12 protein-coding genes and 1 pseudogene are annotated in these 15,533 nt (G+C 53.2%); 8 read left to right on the top strand and 5 right to left on the bottom strand.

Annotated features, from left to right (window positions below):
• Positions 1 to 5 precede the first annotated feature (5 nt).
• The 4 genes from trmH to OI69_RS10425 all read left to right on the top strand — a co-directional run bounded on the left by trmH (position 6) and on the right by OI69_RS10425 (position 6,208).
• Positions 6 to 698: a tRNA (guanosine(18)-2'-O)-methyltransferase TrmH gene (gene trmH, locus OI69_RS10440; protein WP_039349784.1), complete on the top strand. Its 693-nt coding sequence runs from the start codon at positions 6 to 8 to the stop codon at positions 696 to 698.
• On the top strand, positions 698 to 2,779 hold the full coding sequence (recG, locus tag OI69_RS10435) for an ATP-dependent DNA helicase RecG (RefSeq protein WP_039350170.1): 2,082 nt from the start codon (positions 698 to 700) through the stop codon (positions 2,777 to 2,779). The genes trmH and recG overlap by 1 nt, the downstream gene beginning before the upstream one ends.
• A 194-nt stretch (positions 2,780 to 2,973) precedes the next feature.
• A complete protein-coding gene (locus tag OI69_RS10430; protein ID WP_039349782.1) occupies positions 2,974 to 4,359 on the top strand; it encodes a nucleobase:cation symporter-2 family protein in 1,386 nt (461 codons plus the stop codon).
• 157 nt (positions 4,360 to 4,516) lie between these two features.
• Complete coding sequence (locus OI69_RS10425) at positions 4,517 to 6,208, top strand: AsmA family protein (protein ID WP_039349780.1); 1,692 nt, start codon at positions 4,517 to 4,519, stop codon at positions 6,206 to 6,208.
• Between the two features lie 243 nt (positions 6,209 to 6,451).
• On the opposite strand, the gene fabY is transcribed toward OI69_RS10425, so the two are convergent.
• The 4 genes from fabY to typA all read right to left on the bottom strand — a co-directional run bounded on the left by fabY (position 6,452) and on the right by typA (position 10,571).
• Positions 6,452 to 7,393, bottom strand: a complete 942-nt coding sequence (gene fabY, locus OI69_RS10420) for a fatty acid biosynthesis protein FabY (RefSeq protein ID WP_039349778.1) — start codon at positions 7,391 to 7,393, stop codon at positions 6,452 to 6,454.
• Positions 7,394 to 7,479: 86 nt separating this feature from the next.
• Entirely contained in the window at positions 7,480 to 7,917 is a 438-nt protein-coding gene (gene dtd / locus OI69_RS10415) for a D-aminoacyl-tRNA deacylase (protein WP_039349776.1), read from the bottom strand.
• A 61-nt stretch (positions 7,918 to 7,978) separates the two neighbouring features.
• Positions 7,979 to 8,590: a glucose-1-phosphatase gene (gene yihX / locus OI69_RS10410; protein WP_039349774.1), complete on the bottom strand. Its 612-nt coding sequence runs from the start codon at positions 8,588 to 8,590 to the stop codon at positions 7,979 to 7,981.
• 157 nt (positions 8,591 to 8,747) lie between these two features.
• Complete coding sequence (gene typA, locus OI69_RS10405; protein ID WP_039349771.1) at positions 8,748 to 10,571, bottom strand: ribosome-dependent GTPase TypA; 1,824 nt, start codon at positions 10,569 to 10,571, stop codon at positions 8,748 to 8,750.
• A gap of 369 nt (positions 10,572 to 10,940) precedes the next feature.
• Between typA and glnA the strand changes: the two genes are divergently transcribed.
• The 4 genes from glnA (at position 10,941) to OI69_RS19840 (ending at position 15,289) form a co-directional block, all read left to right on the top strand.
• Positions 10,941 to 12,350 carry a glutamate--ammonia ligase gene (gene glnA / locus OI69_RS10400; RefSeq protein WP_039349767.1) on the top strand — a complete coding sequence of 470 codons (1,410 nt, stop codon included), beginning with the start codon at positions 10,941 to 10,943 and terminating at the stop codon, positions 12,348 to 12,350.
• Between the two features lie 202 nt (positions 12,351 to 12,552).
• Positions 12,553 to 13,602 (top strand): nitrogen regulation protein NR(II), encoded by a 1,050-nt coding sequence (gene glnL / locus OI69_RS10395; protein ID WP_039349764.1) that lies wholly within the window; start codon positions 12,553 to 12,555, stop codon positions 13,600 to 13,602.
• Between the two features lie 8 nt (positions 13,603 to 13,610).
• Positions 13,611 to 15,023: a nitrogen regulation protein NR(I) gene (gene glnG, locus OI69_RS10390; RefSeq protein ID WP_039349760.1), complete on the top strand. Its 1,413-nt coding sequence runs from the start codon at positions 13,611 to 13,613 to the stop codon at positions 15,021 to 15,023.
• A 143-nt stretch (positions 15,024 to 15,166) separates the two neighbouring features.
• A complete protein-coding gene (locus OI69_RS19840; protein WP_010298130.1) occupies positions 15,167 to 15,289 on the top strand; it encodes a YshB family small membrane protein in 123 nt (40 codons plus the stop codon).
• Positions 15,290 to 15,415: 126 nt separating this feature from the next.
• Here the strand turns inward: OI69_RS19840 and OI69_RS10385 are convergent.
• A pseudogene (locus tag OI69_RS10385) lies at positions 15,416 to 15,533 on the bottom strand (IS200/IS605 family transposase); the annotation flags it as partial.

The raw sequence follows: 15,533 nt of genomic DNA, 5'->3' as shown, positions 1-15,533 counted from the left end.
TCGTCATGACTCCTGAACGTTATGCACGTATACAAGAGATGCTGAACTGCCGTCAGCCCGATCTGACGATTTGCATGGAGCAGGTGCATAAGCCCCATAATATTTCTGCCGTTATCCGCACGGCGGATGCCGTCGGCGTGCATCAGGTCCATGCCATTTGGCCCACCAGCCGAATGAAAACGCTGGTTTCCTCCGCCGCGGGCAGTAATAGCTGGGTACAGGTGAAAACGCATCGCACTATAGGTGATGCAGTTGATCACCTAAAAGCGGAGGGAATGCAGGTTCTGGCGACACATTTGTCTGAACACGCGGTTGATTTTCGGGAAATTGATTACACCCGCCCGACCTGTATTCTGCTCGGACAAGAAAAAACCGGTATTACTGCCGAAGCGCTCAAACTGGCTGACCGGGATATCATCATTCCGATGACGGGCATGGTGCAGTCACTGAATGTCTCTGTCGCCTCGGCGTTAATCCTATATGAAGCGCAGCGCCAGCGCCAAATCGCCGGTATGTACCAGCGTCAAGACAGCCCACTGGATGAAGAAGAGCAGCAGCGCCTGCTGTTTGAAGGAGGCTATCCCGTATTGGCGCGCGTCGCAAAACGCAAAGGGCTACCTCGCCCCCAGATCGACCATCAGGGTCAGATTGTCGCGGAGACCCTGTGGTGGACCGCGATGCAATCGTCGGAGTGCTGATGAAAGGCCGCCTGCTGAACACCCAACCGCTGAGCACCCTCGCGGGCGTGGGGTCAAGTCAGGCAGCAAAACTCGCGCGACTCGGGCTGGAAACGGTGCAGGATCTCCTGCTGCACCTGCCTTTACGCTACGAAGACCGTACGCACCTTTACCCCATTGGCGACCTCCTTCCCGGCATGTATGCCACCGTGGAAGGTGAAATCCTACGCACCGACATCACCTTTGGCAGCCGCCGCATGTTGACCTGCCAAATCAGCGATGGCAGCGGTATGCTGACCATGCGCTTCTTCAATTTCAACGCCGCGATGAAAAACAGTCTCGCGACGGGCCAGCGTGTTACCGCCTATGGAGAAATCAAACGCGGTAAAATCGGTGCGGAGATCATTCATCCTGAATATCGTGTTCAGGGAGATAATACGCTGGTTGAGCTACAGGAATCGCTCACACCAGTTTATCCCTCTACAGAAGGTATTCGTCAGGCGACGCTGCGTAAACTCACCGATCAGGCGCTGGCCTTGCTCGATGCCAACCATATTGATGAATTGCTACCTGAATCCCTGAGCCGATCCCTCATCAGCCTGCCGGATGCGTTGCGCACGTTGCATCGTCCCCCACCGGATATGCAACTCAGCGAGCTAGAGCTTGGGAAACATCCGGCACAACAGCGGCTGATTATGGAAGAACTGCTGGCGCATAACCTCAGTATGCTTGCCGTACGGGCGGGTGAACAAAGGCATAAGGCATCTCCATTACCGCCCCAAGACAGTCTGAAACAGAAACTGCTCGCTGCCCTGCCGTTCACTCCCACGCAGGCACAACAGCGTGTTGTGGCGGAAATCGAAACAGATATGGCGAAAGATTTCCCGATGATGCGTTTAGTGCAGGGCGACGTAGGTTCAGGGAAAACGCTGGTCGCTGCGCTGGCGGCATTACGCGCCATTGCGCACGGTAAACAGGTCGCGCTGATGGCACCAACAGAGTTATTAGCCGAACAACATGCTCATAATTTCCGTCAGTGGTTTGAGCCGCTAGGGCTTGAAGTGGGCTGGCTGGCTGGCAAACAAAAAGGCAAAGCGCGCCAGACACAGCAGGAGGCTATCGCCAGCGGTCAGGTTTCCATGGTGGTCGGGACGCACGCTATTTTTCAGCAACAGGTGAAATTCAACGGCCTGGCATTAGTCATCATTGATGAACAACATCGTTTTGGCGTCCATCAACGCCTTGCGCTGTGGGAAAAAGGCGAAGAACAGGGCTTTCATCCCCACCAGTTGATTATGACGGCCACACCGATTCCCCGTACGTTGGCGATGACGGCCTATGCCGATTTGGATACGTCCGTTATTGATGAACTGCCACCCGGTAGGACGCCCGTCACAACGGTAGCGATCCCAGATACGCGTCGTAGCGACATCATCGAACGCGTGAATAGCGCCTGCCAACAGGAAGGGCGACAGGCCTATTGGGTGTGTACACTCATTGAAGAATCCGACCTTCTGGAAGCGCAGGCAGCAGAAGCCACCCGCGAAGAGCTGAAAGCTGCCCTGCCGAACCTCAAGGTTGGATTGGTTCATGGCCGCATGAAGGCGCAGGAAAAGCAGGCGGTGATGCAAGCTTTCAAACAGGGCGAACTGCAACTGCTGGTGGCAACCACCGTCATTGAGGTCGGTGTGGATGTACCGAATGCCAGCTTGATGATCATTGAGAACCCGGAGCGGCTGGGTCTGGCGCAGCTACACCAGTTGCGCGGGCGCGTCGGGCGGGGTGCGGTGGCCTCTCACTGTGTACTGCTCTACAAAACGCCAATGAGCAAGACCGCACAAAAACGGCTTCAGGTTCTGCGCGATAGCAACGATGGTTTTGTCATCGCTCAGCGCGACCTGGAAATTCGCGGGCCGGGTGAATTGTTGGGCACGAAGCAAACCGGTAATGCCGAGTTCAAAGTGGCTGACCTCCTGCGCGATCGGGATGTCATTCCGCAGGTGCATCGTGTTGCGCGCCATCTTCATGAGCATTATCCCGAACATGCTATCGCGCTCATCGAACGCTGGTTACCAGCGCGCGCACGCTACACTAATGCCTAGTCGCGGTAACCTCTTCGTTATTTCTCCAGCGCCCATCCCGCGTGAGGCATGACGGATATATCCCCTTAGATAATAATGTTTTGCTCATTTAGACAATATTCATATTAAGAAGCGATGAGTTAGCAAACGTTTGCTTTCAACAAAGAGATCATTAAAATGCGCTCTTTGTCGTTTCAGGAACGCCAACTTATATCATGACTACCACCACGGAAACGTCTCAAACAGACGCTGCTGCCACTCAACGCAGTGAACTGATCTATCGCCTTGAAGACAGGCCGCCTCTACCGCAAACGCTATTCGCCGCCAGCCAGCACCTGCTTGCCATGTTTGTTGCGGTCATTACTCCCGCGCTGCTGATCTGTCAGGCACTCGGCTTACCGGCTCAGGATACACAGCGCATCATCAGCATGTCGCTTTTCGCTTCCGGTCTGGCCTCTCTTCTGCAAATTAAAACCTGGGGCCCTGTCGGTTCCGGTCTGCTGTCCATTCAGGGCACCAGCTTTAACTTCGTGACGCCGCTGATTATGGGCGGATTAGCGCTGAAGAACGGCGGTGCGGATGTTCCCACGATGATGGCGGCGCTGTTTGGTACGCTGATGGTCGCGTCCTTTACTGAGATCATTCTTTCACGCTTCCTGCATTTAACTCGCCGCATTATTACTCCCCTGGTTTCTGGCATTGTGGTGATGATCATTGGTCTGTCGCTGATTCAGGTCGGCCTGACCTCCATCGGCGGCGGTTATGCCGCGATGGGGAATAACACCTTCGGTGCGCCCAAGAACTTACTGCTGGCGGGTGTGGTATTGCTGGTTATCATCCTGCTGAACCGCCAGCGTAACCCCTATCTGCGTGTCGCCTCGCTGGTGATTGCCATGGCGGTGGGTTATCTGGGAGCCTGGCTGATGGGAATGCTGCCGGAAAATACCGCGTCGCAACACGATACGGTCATCATGGTGCCTACACCGCTGCATTACGGTTTAGGCTTTGACTGGAATCTGCTGATCCCGCTGATGCTGGTCTTCATGGTGACATCGCTAGAAACCATTGGTGACATCACAGCCACCTCAGACGTGTCCGAGCAGCCAGTCAAAGGCCCGCTGTACATGAAACGCCTAAAAGGTGGCGTGCTGGCTAACGGCCTGAATTCTTGCCTTTCTGCCGTGTTCAACACCTTCCCTAACTCTTGCTTCGGCCAGAATAACGGCGTCATCCAGCTTACCGGGGTGGCCAGCCGCTATGTGGGCTTCGTGGTGTCGCTGATGCTGATCGCACTGGGGCTGTTCCCTGCCGTCAGCGGGTTTGTGCAGCATATTCCAGAGCCGGTGCTGGGCGGCGCGACTATCGTGATGTTTGGTACGATTGCGGCCTCCGGTGTGCGCATTGTGTCCCGTGAACCACTGAATCGTCGCGCTATCATGATTATTGCGCTGTCGCTGGCTGTCGGCCTTGGCGTATCACAGCAGCCGTTGATTCTGCAATTTGCGCCGGATTGGATTAAAACATTGCTGTCTTCCGGTATTGCCGCTGGCGGGATTACGGCGATCGTACTGAATCTGGTCTTCCCACACGAAGAAAAATAGCGCCAGCCCGCAATAATTTCTGTTCAGTTCATGTAAAAGCGAGTGGTGATGCAACACCGCTCGCTTTTTACTGTCTGTAACAGCATTACCTATTGAGCCTTCAGGGAAATTACGGCATAAAAACAGTTCTCCCTGACGATTGGCATGGACTGACACGATGAAATTTATCGGGAAATTATTGCTGACCCTACTGCTGCTGGCATTTTTAGCGCTAGTGGTCGTATACGTATTACTGCAAACCCGTTGGGCGGCTGGCTGGGTCAGTCAGTGGGTAAACCAGAACACCGACTACCAGTTGTCACTGGGCAAGATCCATCACGACTGGTCAACAGCCGATCATCTCCAATTCACCGACGTCAGTTTCGGCCAGAAAAACCAACCGCCAACTCTCGCTGCAAAGCAGGTTTCCGCAGGGTTTAGCGTGCGTCAAATTACCGAACCGCGCCATTTCGCCAGCCTGGAATTAGAAGGCGGAACGCTGAATCTTTCCTCGCAGGCAACCACACTTCCTATCGAAGCCGATGTACTGCAATTACGTACAATGGCGTTGCAGGCGAAAGATGGCGATTGGCGCCTGAATGGTCAACAGATTAACGGTGGTATCACGCCGTGGCAGCCCGAAGCGGGCTATATGTTGGGCAAACAGGGGCAGTTCCAGCTCAGCGCCCGTTCGCTCGAACTTAACGATATTCCCGCCAGCCAGGTCTTGGTGCAGGGCGAAATTAACCATAACCAACTGATTCTGAGTAATTTCGGTGCCGATGTTGCTCAGGGGCAGTTAACGGGTAACGCCAGCCGTGTAGAAGACGGCAGTTGGCAGATCGGGAACTTGCGGCTCAGCAATGTTCGTTTGCAAACGCAGAGAACGCCGGAAGCCTTCTGGCAGCCTGTCACAGCACTGCCTTCTGTTACCGTTAACCGCTTTGATCTGATTGATGCCCGTATCGAAGGGCCGGGGTGGGCATTTATCGATCTGGATGTTGCGCTGCAAAATGTCACGTTTAAACAGAATGACTGGCAGAGCGAAGGGGGAGCGCTGTCATTCAATGCGACTGACATTGTGAATGGCAACATGCACCTTATCGACCCTATCGTGAATCTGGATTTGTCACCGGCTGGCGTGAATATCAAACAATTCTCCACGCGCTGGGAAGGCGGTTTACTGCGAACCAACGGCAGTTGGCAGCGTAGCAATCGGCGTTTACAACTGAATGAATTTGTTGTCGCTGGAATGGAATACACGCTTCCCGGCGACTGGCGCCAACGCTGGCAAGCGACGCTGCCTTCCTGGCTGGCAGAAGTGAATGTGCGAAAATTCACGGCGAATCGCAACCTGCTGATCGATATCAACCCGGATTTCCCCTTCCAGCTAACCGCGCTGGATGGCTACGGCAGCGATTTGCTGCTGGCACGTAACCACCAATGGGGAATGTGGGCAGGCTCGTTGAATCTGAATGCCAGCGATGCGACGTTCAATAAAGTCGATGTGCGCCGTCCTTCAATGGCACTGGTAGCCGACGATAACCAGATAACCATTAACGAACTCAGCGCGTTTACGCAAAATGGCATGCTGGATGCCAAGGCGACCATCAATCAGCAACCGGCACGTCCTTTCTCCCTGTCGCTGACAGGGCGAGCCGTGCCGCTGGATGTTCTGACACGCTGGGGATGGCCGGAACCCGCAACCGCTCCAACGGGTAACACCAATCTGCAATTGCAGTTGAATGGACGACTTGCCGCCGATACACCGCTAAAACCGACGCTAAGCGGGACGCTGCAAGGTGTGGATAGCAACGACCACCCAATCAGACAGCAGATGCATCAGGGAACCGTGACAGAAACGCCGTAGCGATCGGATAGTTAAGCGGGTATTTAAAACGCGGGGGGTTTAAAACGCGGATAACCAAAACGCTGGTTTTCAACATACCCGCATCTCATCGCGTATTGAAACAGCAGTGTTGAAACACAGCCTGATAGCCCCCGTGAGAATCACGGGGGCTATTGTCATAGGGTACGATAGTTGCGAGGTACTGCTGGCTAATGCGAAAAGTGAAGCACTGATGGAAAACGCGCCATAATAGATACCAGTGGGTTAATCCACTTCAGATCCGCCCTTTTCCAGCGGCGCATCCGGCTGAGCTGGCAGCACGATATACACCCCTTCAAATAACGCCCCTTTATGATCATCACCAAACAGTTCAACGTTTAACTGCACGCGCGCCTTACGTCCACGCGCGAGACGATCCAGATCGCCACTCAGCGACCCTAAATCGGCAATCGCGCTCGGTCGGCCACTTACTGGCATACTGTAACGAATGTGCGCATCCGCCAGAATGATCGTTCCCCCAAGGTGCCGTTCCCGCAGCAGCAGCCAGATTAATCCCCAGCCAGTGAGCGTAGCGAGGGAAAACATGCTGCCGGCAAAAAGCGTATGGTGCGGGTTCTGATTGCCCGTTTCAGGCATGGTGGTGATAAATTGTTTCCCGGTGTACTGGCTTATCCGCACCCCCATCTTTTCACTCAGAGGGATGTGATCGTACCAGGCTTGCTGCAACTGCCCGCACCAGTCGGGGCGGTGCAGAATATCATCCAGCGTCGCCACCGGTTTGATCATCAGGAAGTGCCGCACAGGCGTCGTTTGTGGTGCCGTGATCTCCCCCTGATTAACAAAGCCCAGCTTGGAGAAAAAGTCCATCGCGTCTTCACGAGCGCTACAGACGACACGCTTAACACCCTCCTGACGCGCTACGGATTCCAGAGTAATCGCAAGTAACGTCCCTAATCCTTTCCCCCGCACATCGGGATGAACCGCTAAAAAACGGATGGCTGCCTCATTATCTGCATTGATAGAAAGACGTCCAATCGCAACCAGTCTCCCTTGTTCATCCACCACGGTTTGGTGATGCGCCAACGCATCGTAGGCATCCCGCTCGGAGCCTAACGGCTGGTGTAACGGTTTACGCAGCATTTCCCAGCGAAATTGATAGTACGCATCCAGTTCTTCCGCGCTTTCAGGTACTCTCAGATGATACATAACCCTTCCTCTATACCGAAATGACGCATTGCATTGCTCATAAGATCAGACCACAGACAAACCTATGTACGGGACGATAATGGTGCTTATGTCTGTAGCCAAAACGTCACCGGGCCATCATTCACCAATGCCACTTTCATATCCGCCGCAAACTGCCCCGTTTCCGTGTGAACGCCTTGCTCACGGCACTGTCCGACAAAATACTGATAAAGGCGATCCGCCTCTGAGGGATGCGCACCGCGAGAAAAGCCAGGCCGCATGCCACGCTGTGTATCGGCCACCAGCGTAAACTGCGACACCACCAGCACATTACCGCCAGCCTGGCGAACATTGAGGTTCATTTTCCCGTCATCGTCACCGAATATACGGTAGCCCAATACGCGCTCACAGAGCCGTGTGGCCTTTTGTTCATCATCACCCTGCTCAACACCCAGCAAGATCAGCAAACCCTTATCGATTTCCCCAACGACATTGCCTTCTACCGCCACGCTGGCGCTGGATACTCGCTGAATTAGCGCAATCATAAAACCCAACTACTCCTGATGTCATCATTCCCAATAGGGCCGTGTGCCCCTACGATATCAATCATGCTTGAGCTGTCGTCACCTGCATAGCGAAAAAACTCGGCACCACCTGACGATCGGTCACCAGAATGCTGTGAATACCCAAACTCTGTGCCGCATCAACATTCGCGGCATTATCGTCAAAAAACACGGCTTGCGCTGGCGTCACCCCTTCCTGCGCCAGAACATAGTGGTAAATCGCCAATTCCGGCTTACGCAAGCCAATATCTTGCGACAGGTAGATCCTGTCTGCCGTGGCTCCCACTTCGGGGAACAACGCTGGCCAGTGTGAACAATGGAGACGATTGGTATTCGACAGAATCACCACCCGGTGCCCTTCCTGACGCAGGCGCTGCATAATGTCGATAACCTCTGGACGTAGCGCGACGAAAATAGCCTGCCAGCCGGCGGTAAATTGTTCGAAACTCAGGGCAATGCCCATTTCCTGACACAGTCTGGTAGCGAATGCCTCATCGCTGATCTCACCCCGCTCATGCTGTTCAAACGTCTCACCCATGACAAAACGCTCTTGCAACGTCGCGAGCGGCGCGCTGCTCAGATTACTCCAGACGCCCAATACTCTTTTGAAATCAATATCAATGACGACATTACCCAAATCAAAGATATATAGCATGGCAGTCCCCTTCCTGGCGCGATCGTAGGATTTTCACTGTAGCGGGAAATGGCGGAACTGAACAGGGAGGAAATATAAGGAAAGGTTAAAGTGGAAGAAAGCGCATAAAATTCAGGGCACCCGAAGGTACCCTGTGACAATACAAATTAGTCTGAAATTAGACGTCTTTGCTGCCGCGACTGGCGCGTTTACGATCGTTTTCGGTCAGGTGACGCTTACGAATACGAATCGACTGCGGCGTAACTTCAACCAGTTCATCATCATCAATGAACTCCAGCGCTTGTTCCAGAGACATTTTGATCGCAGGAACCAGTGTGGTCGCTTCATCCGTACCTGATGCACGCATGTTGGTCAGTTTCTTACCGGTCAGGCAGTTTACTGTCAGATCGTTAGAACGTGAGTGAATACCGATGATCTGGCCTTCATACACTTCTGCACCGTGTCCGAGGAACAGCTTACCGCGATCTTGCAGGCTGAACAGCGCGAACGCGACGGCTTTACCCTGACCGTTAGAGATCAGTACGCCGTTCTGACGCTGACCGATTTCACCTGGACGCACGTCATCATAGTGGCTGAACGTGGAGTACAGCAGACCCGTACCTGACGTCATGGTCATGAATTCGGTACGGAAACCGATCAAGCCGCGAGCTGGGATCAGGTAATCCAGACGGATACGACCCTTGCCATCTGGGATCATGTCTTTCACATCACCTTTACGCTCACCCATGGCTTGCATGACTGAACCTTGGTGCTGTTCTTCGATGTCCAGCGTCACGTTTTCAAACGGCTCTTGGTTACGGCCGTCGATAACGCGGTTGATAACCTTCGGACGTGATACGGCCAGTTCAAAGCCTTCACGACGCATGTTTTCAATCAGAACAGACAGGTGCAATTCACCGCGGCCGGAAACACGGAACGCATCCGCGTCTTCGGTTTCGTCAACGCGCAGAGCAACGTTGTGTACCAGCTCTTTGTTCAGACGCTCCAGAATCTGGCGCGAGGTCACATACTTACCTTCTTTACCGCAGAATGGTGAAGTATTGACGTTGAAGAACATGGTAACGGTCGGTTCATCGACGCTCAGTGCTGGCAGCGCTTCGACATTCTGCGGGTCGCAGATGGTGTCGGAAATGTTCAGCTCGCCCAGACCGGTAATCGCGATGATATCGCCCGCTTCTGCTTCAGCCGCGTCGATACGCTCCAGACCCAGGTGAGTCAGGACTTTACCGACTTTACCGTTACGGGTTTTGCCTTCGCTATCAACAATAGTCACTTGTTGGTTAGGCTTCACTTTACCGCGTTTGATACGGCCGATACCGATAACACCAACATAGTTGTTGTAGTCCAGTTGCGAGATTTGCATCTGGAACGGCGCATCCATCTCAACCTGAGGTGGAGATACGTGATCGACAATCGCCTGATACAGCGGAGTCATATCTTCCGCCATGTCGGTATGGTCAAGACCCGCGATACCATTCAGCGCAGAAGCATAAATGATCGGGAAATCCAGTTGCTCGTCAGTCGCATCGAGGTTCACGAACAGGTCGAACACCTGATCGACAACCCAGTCAGGACGCGCGCCAGGACGGTCAACTTTGTTGATAACCACAATAGGTTTCAGACCGTTGGCAAACGCTTTTTTGGTCACGAAACGCGTTTGCGGCATCGGGCCATCCATCGCATCAACAACCAGCAGTACCGAGTCAACCATCGACATTACACGCTCAACCTCGCCGCCGAAATCGGCGTGTCCCGGGGTATCTACGATGTTAATGCGGTAGTCTTTCCAATTAATGGCGGTATTTTTTGCGAGGATAGTAATTCCACGCTCTTTCTCCAAATCGTTGGAGTCCATTACACGCTCGGTTGCTTCGACACGTTCACCGAACGTTCCGGATTGTTGCAACAGCTTGTCAACCAGGGTGGTTTTCCCATGGTCAACGTGCGCAATAATGGCGATGTTACGCAAATTTTCGATCACAGCTTTGCCTCAGGCATTTAGAAATAGCGCGCTATTGTACACGTATTAATCGAGGGACTAAACAAGATCACAAGCATCTATGATAAACAACCCAGAGCTGCCTGCTTTGTGATCCCTTTCACGGTGCAAAAGCGCTACAAGCGAACACAAATGCACTAAATAAGTGCAATAATTCACATATGGAGCACCAATTTGGTGCTTTAGACTATAATGGTGCAGTGGGTTTCCGTGAGAAAGCCCCAAGGGGCAACACATTGCACGCATTTAAAAAGTTGGCACACTTTTAGCTTTAGTCTACTCACGGCAACAACATCAATCCACAACGATATTCGTTCCACGACGATAAATGACCAATTGGGAGAACCAGGTATGTCCGCAGAACATGTTTTGACGATGCTGAATGAGCACGAAGTGAAGTTTGTTGATTTGCGCTTCACGGATACTAAAGGTAAAGAACAGCACGTCACCATTCCGGCTCATCAAGTCAATGCCGACTTCTTCGAAGAAGGTAAAATGTTTGATGGTTCCTCGATTGGCGGCTGGAAAGGCATCAACGAGTCAGACATGGTTCTGATGCCCGATGCCAGCACGGCGATGATCGATCCATTCTTTGAAGATTCCACACTGATCATTCGTTGTGACATTCTTGAGCCAGGCACCATGCAGGGCTACGATCGTGACCCGCGTTCAATCGCGAAACGTGCGGAAGATTTCCTGCGTTCTTCCGGCATTGCCGATACCGTACTGTTCGGGCCTGAGCCAGAGTTCTTCCTGTTTGATGACATCCGTTTCGGCAGCAGCACATCCGGTTCCCACGTTGCTATCGACGATATCGAAGCTTACTGGAACTCCAGCAAAGAATACGAAGGCGGTAACAAAGGCCACCGTCCAGGTCTGAAAGGCGGTTACTTCCCGGTTCCACCTGTCGACTCATCACAGGACATTCGTTCTGCTATGTGTCTGACCATGGAGCAAATGGGTCTGGTTGTTGAAGCCCACCACCATGAAGTCGCAACTGCGGGTCAAAACGAAGTGGCTACCCGCTTCAACACCATGACCAAAAAAGCTGACGAAATTCAGATCTACAAATATGTCGTGCATAACGTTGCCCATGCTTACGGCAAAACCGCGACCTTCATGCCTAAACCAATGTTCGGTGATAACGGTTCTGGTATGCACTGCCACATGTCTCTGTCTAAAGACGGCACTAACCTGTTCGCTGGCGACAAATACGGCGGCCTGTCCGAAACCGCACTGTTCTACATCGGCGGCGTTATCAAGCACGCCAAAGCGATCAACGCCCTGGCGAACCCAACCACCAACTCCTACAAGCGTCTGGTCCCTGGCTACGAAGCCCCTGTTATGCTGGCTTACTCTGCCCGTAACCGTTCCGCTTCAATCCGTATCCCAGTGGTTGCTAGCCCGAAAGCACGTCGTATCGAAGCGCGCTTCCCGGATCCAGCCGCTAACCCGTACCTGTGCTTCGCTGCATTGCTGATGGCTGGCCTTGATGGCATCATCAACAAAATCCACCCTGGCGATGCGATGGACAAAAACCTGTACGATCTGCCTCCAGAAGAAGAAGCAGAGATTCCAAAAGTTGCAGGTTCTCTGGACGAAGCGCTGGCTGCACTGAACGAAGACCGCGAGTTCCTGACCCGTGGTGGCGTGTTCACCGACGACGCTATCGAAGCGTATATCGAACTGCGTAAATCTGAGATTGACCGCGTTCGCATGACGCCGCACCCAGTTGAGTTCGAACTGTACTACAGCGTTTAATATCTACTTCGGCGTGGTTGGGTGTGCTGATACCCGACCATGACTGATAAACAAGAGAATACTAAGAAGTTTGTTCTTGTTGCCGTGGAAACGCTTCAGCCCATCTTCGGATGGGCTTTTTTCACCATCGGCATTGGCCGTTGCGACGTAACATCCATCATTCACACTACAATGCGCCACAAATGGTGCGGGAGTCTGCATTATGGCAACAGGCACGCTGCCCGATGCTGGGCAGATCCTCAATTCCCTGATAAACAGTATTTTATTGCTGGATAACGATCTGGCGATTCACTATTCCAACCCGGCAGCACAGCAATTACTGGCACAAAGCTCGCGTAAATTATCCGGCACGCCGCTGCCCGATTTGTTGGGATACTTTTCTCTGAATATTGATTTACTGCGTGAAAGTCTGGATTCAGGGCAAGGTTTTACGGATAACGAAGTGACTATCGTTGTGGATGGCAAAGCGCACATCATGTCGCTCACCGCGCAGCGGGTACAACACGATTTCATCCTACTGGAAATGGCGCCGATGGATAACCAGCGCCGTCTCAGTCAGGAACAGCTTCAACATGCACAACAGCAGGCCGCCCGTGATTTAGTGCGGGGCCTGGCACATGAGATAAAAAATCCGCTTGGCGGATTACGCGGTGCGGCGCAATTGCTTGCCAAGGCACTGCCCGACCCGGCGTTGACGGAATACACCAAGGTCATCATTGAACAGGCGGATCGCCTGCGCAATCTGGTCGATCGCCTGCTTGGGCCACAGCAACCCGGCCTGCACGTTACGCAAAGCATCCATCAGGTTGCCGAACGTGTTTGTCAGCTCGTCTCATTAGAAAAGCCGGACAACGTGACGCTGGTGAAAGATTATGATCCCAGCCTGCCAGAACTGACGCACGACCCCGACCAGATTGAACAGGTACTGCTGAACATCACCCGTAACGCGCTACAAGCGCTGGGCGAAGAAGGCGGAACGATTACGATACGTACCCGCACGGCTTTTCAGCTCACATTACACGGCGTGCGCTACCGCCTTGCCGCACGGATTGACGTGGAAGATGATGGCCCCGGCGTACCAGCGCAACTACAGGACACCCTGTTTTACCCGATGGTGAGCGGGCGCGAAGGGGGAACCGGTTTGGGGCTTTCCATCGCCCGCAGTTTGATCGACCAGCACTCCGGTAAAATTGAATTTAACAGTTGGCCAGGACACACCGAATTTTCGGTTTACCTGCCCATTCGCCAGTGAGGTTCACAATGCAACGAGGGATAGTCTGGATTGTCGATGACGATAGCTCCATCCGTTGGGTGCTTGAGCGCGCGCTTGCTGGTGCGGGTTTAACCTGCGCAACGTTTGAGAACGGCAATCAGGTCCTGCATGCGTTAGCAACACAAACGCCTGATGTTCTGCTGTCCGACATCCGCATGCCAGGGATGGATGGATTAGCGCTGTTACAGCAAATCAAGCAGCGCCACCCGATGCTCCCGGTCATCATTATGACGGCCCATTCCGATCTGGATGCCGCCGTCAGTGCTTATCAACAGGGTGCATTCGACTATTTGCCGAAACCGTTCGATATTGATGAGGCCGTTGCGTTGGTTGAGCGCGCGATTAGCCATTATCTGGAACAGCAGCAGCCGGTACGTAACCAACCGATTAATGGCCCGACTACGGACATTATCGGTGAGGCACCCGCGATGCAGGATGTCTTCCGCATCATCGGTCGCCTGTCTCGTTCGTCGATCAGCGTGCTGATTAACGGCGAATCGGGAACGGGTAAAGAGCTGGTGGCACATGCTCTGCATCGTCACAGTCCAAGAACCAAAGCTCCTTTTATCGCCCTGAATATGGCCGCGATCCCCAAAGATCTGATCGAATCGGAACTGTTCGGCCATGAAAAAGGCGCGTTTACCGGTGCGAACCAGATTCGTCAGGGTCGCTTTGAGCAGGCTGATGGCGGTACGCTGTTTCTGGATGAAATCGGCGATATGCCGCTAGATGTACAAACACGCCTGCTGCGCGTATTGGCAGACGGACAGTTTTATCGCGTTGGTGGCTATGCGGCGGTGAAAGTGGATGTTCGCATTATTGCGGCAACGCACCAAAACCTTGAGCAGCGCGTGCAGGAAGGCAAATTCCGTGATGACCTGTTCCACCGCCTGAATGTGATCCGCGTTCATCTGCCGCCGCTGCGTGAGCGTCGGGAAGATATCCCCCGTCTGGCGCGTTATTTCTTGCAGGCTACGGCCAAAGAACTGGGCGTCGAACCGAAGAATCTGCATCCCGAAGCGGAAACGGCGCTCACCCGTTTACCGTGGCCCGGCAACGTGCGCCAACTGGAAAATACCTGCCGCTGGTTAACGGTGATGGCCGCGGGTCAGGAAGTGCTGATTCAGGATCTGCCGCCAGAACTGTTCGAGACCACAGCCCCCGATTCCACCGTGCATATTCTGCCGGACAGTTGGGCCACACTGTTGGCACAATGGGCCGATCGCGCGCTGCGTTCCGGTCATCAAAACCTGCTGGCGGAAGCGCAACCGGAAATGGAAAGAACGCTGCTTACCACGGCCTTGCGACACACGCAGGGACACAAACAGGAAGCGGCAAGGTTGCTGGGATGGGGCAGAAATACCCTGACGCGTAAATTAAAAGAGTTGGGAATGGAGTAGCAAGATTGTTTTTTTATTGCTCAATTGTTAACAAATAAGTTGATGATAAAAAATACAATCTGGCGCACGAAATTGTCACTAATTTGTCCTTTACTTGCCTCGAGTCAGCAGTATGATCGTGTCGCTGATTCGGGAGGAACACCATGCTGGACTCATTGATTTCCGCAGCAACACATGGCGCTGAAATTGGCTCCGCGGCAAGCCATTCCCCGCAGGCTGCTATTGCCGCCGTTTTGTGTGCTGCACTGATTAACTTCTTTAGTTGATCATAGAAAATCATAACCACCCGCATAGCGGGTGGTTTGCTCTTGCCCTATAAGGGCTTGTTACCGACTGCGCCTAAATGACGCTGCTTTCTCTTCGTTCAAGCTAAGTGTCTTTGCTACTTTGGCCTACCCCTTGAAGGGGTCTGCGTACTCTTTACTACTCAATTTGTCTGAGAGTAAATCTGACTTCTCTTGTTCTCTGATATATTTCTGGATTGTCGCTTCATTTAGCCCTACCGTACTT

The organism is Pectobacterium fontis, assembly GCF_000803215.1.
GTDB classification, from domain to species: domain Bacteria; phylum Pseudomonadota; class Gammaproteobacteria; order Enterobacterales; family Enterobacteriaceae; genus Pectobacterium; species Pectobacterium fontis.
The sequence above is the reverse complement of the archived record's forward strand: the minus strand, read 5'-3'. Positions and strand labels throughout refer to the sequence as shown.

Coding starts and splice junctions, on each gene's coding strand:
- glnG (WP_039349760.1), top strand. CDS start 13,611: ATGCAACGAGGGATAGTCTGGATTGTCGATGACGATAGCTCCATCCGT.
- OI69_RS19840 (WP_010298130.1), top strand. CDS start 15,167: ATGCTGGACTCATTGATTTCCGCAGCAACACATGGCGCTGAAATTGGC.
- OI69_RS10425 (WP_039349780.1), top strand. CDS start 4,517: ATGAAATTTATCGGGAAATTATTGCTGACCCTACTGCTGCTGGCATTT.
- dtd (WP_039349776.1), bottom strand. CDS start 7,917: ATGATTGCGCTAATTCAGCGAGTATCCAGCGCCAGCGTGGCGGTAGAA.
- OI69_RS10430 (WP_039349782.1), top strand. CDS start 2,974: ATGACTACCACCACGGAAACGTCTCAAACAGACGCTGCTGCCACTCAA.
- trmH (WP_039349784.1), top strand. CDS start 6: ATGACTCCTGAACGTTATGCACGTATACAAGAGATGCTGAACTGCCGT.
- recG (WP_039350170.1), top strand. CDS start 698: ATGAAAGGCCGCCTGCTGAACACCCAACCGCTGAGCACCCTCGCGGGC.
- fabY (WP_039349778.1), bottom strand. CDS start 7,393: ATGTATCATCTGAGAGTACCTGAAAGCGCGGAAGAACTGGATGCGTAC.
- yihX (WP_039349774.1), bottom strand. CDS start 8,590: ATGCTATATATCTTTGATTTGGGTAATGTCGTCATTGATATTGATTTC.
- glnA (WP_039349767.1), top strand. CDS start 10,941: ATGTCCGCAGAACATGTTTTGACGATGCTGAATGAGCACGAAGTGAAG.
- glnL (WP_039349764.1), top strand. CDS start 12,553: ATGGCAACAGGCACGCTGCCCGATGCTGGGCAGATCCTCAATTCCCTG.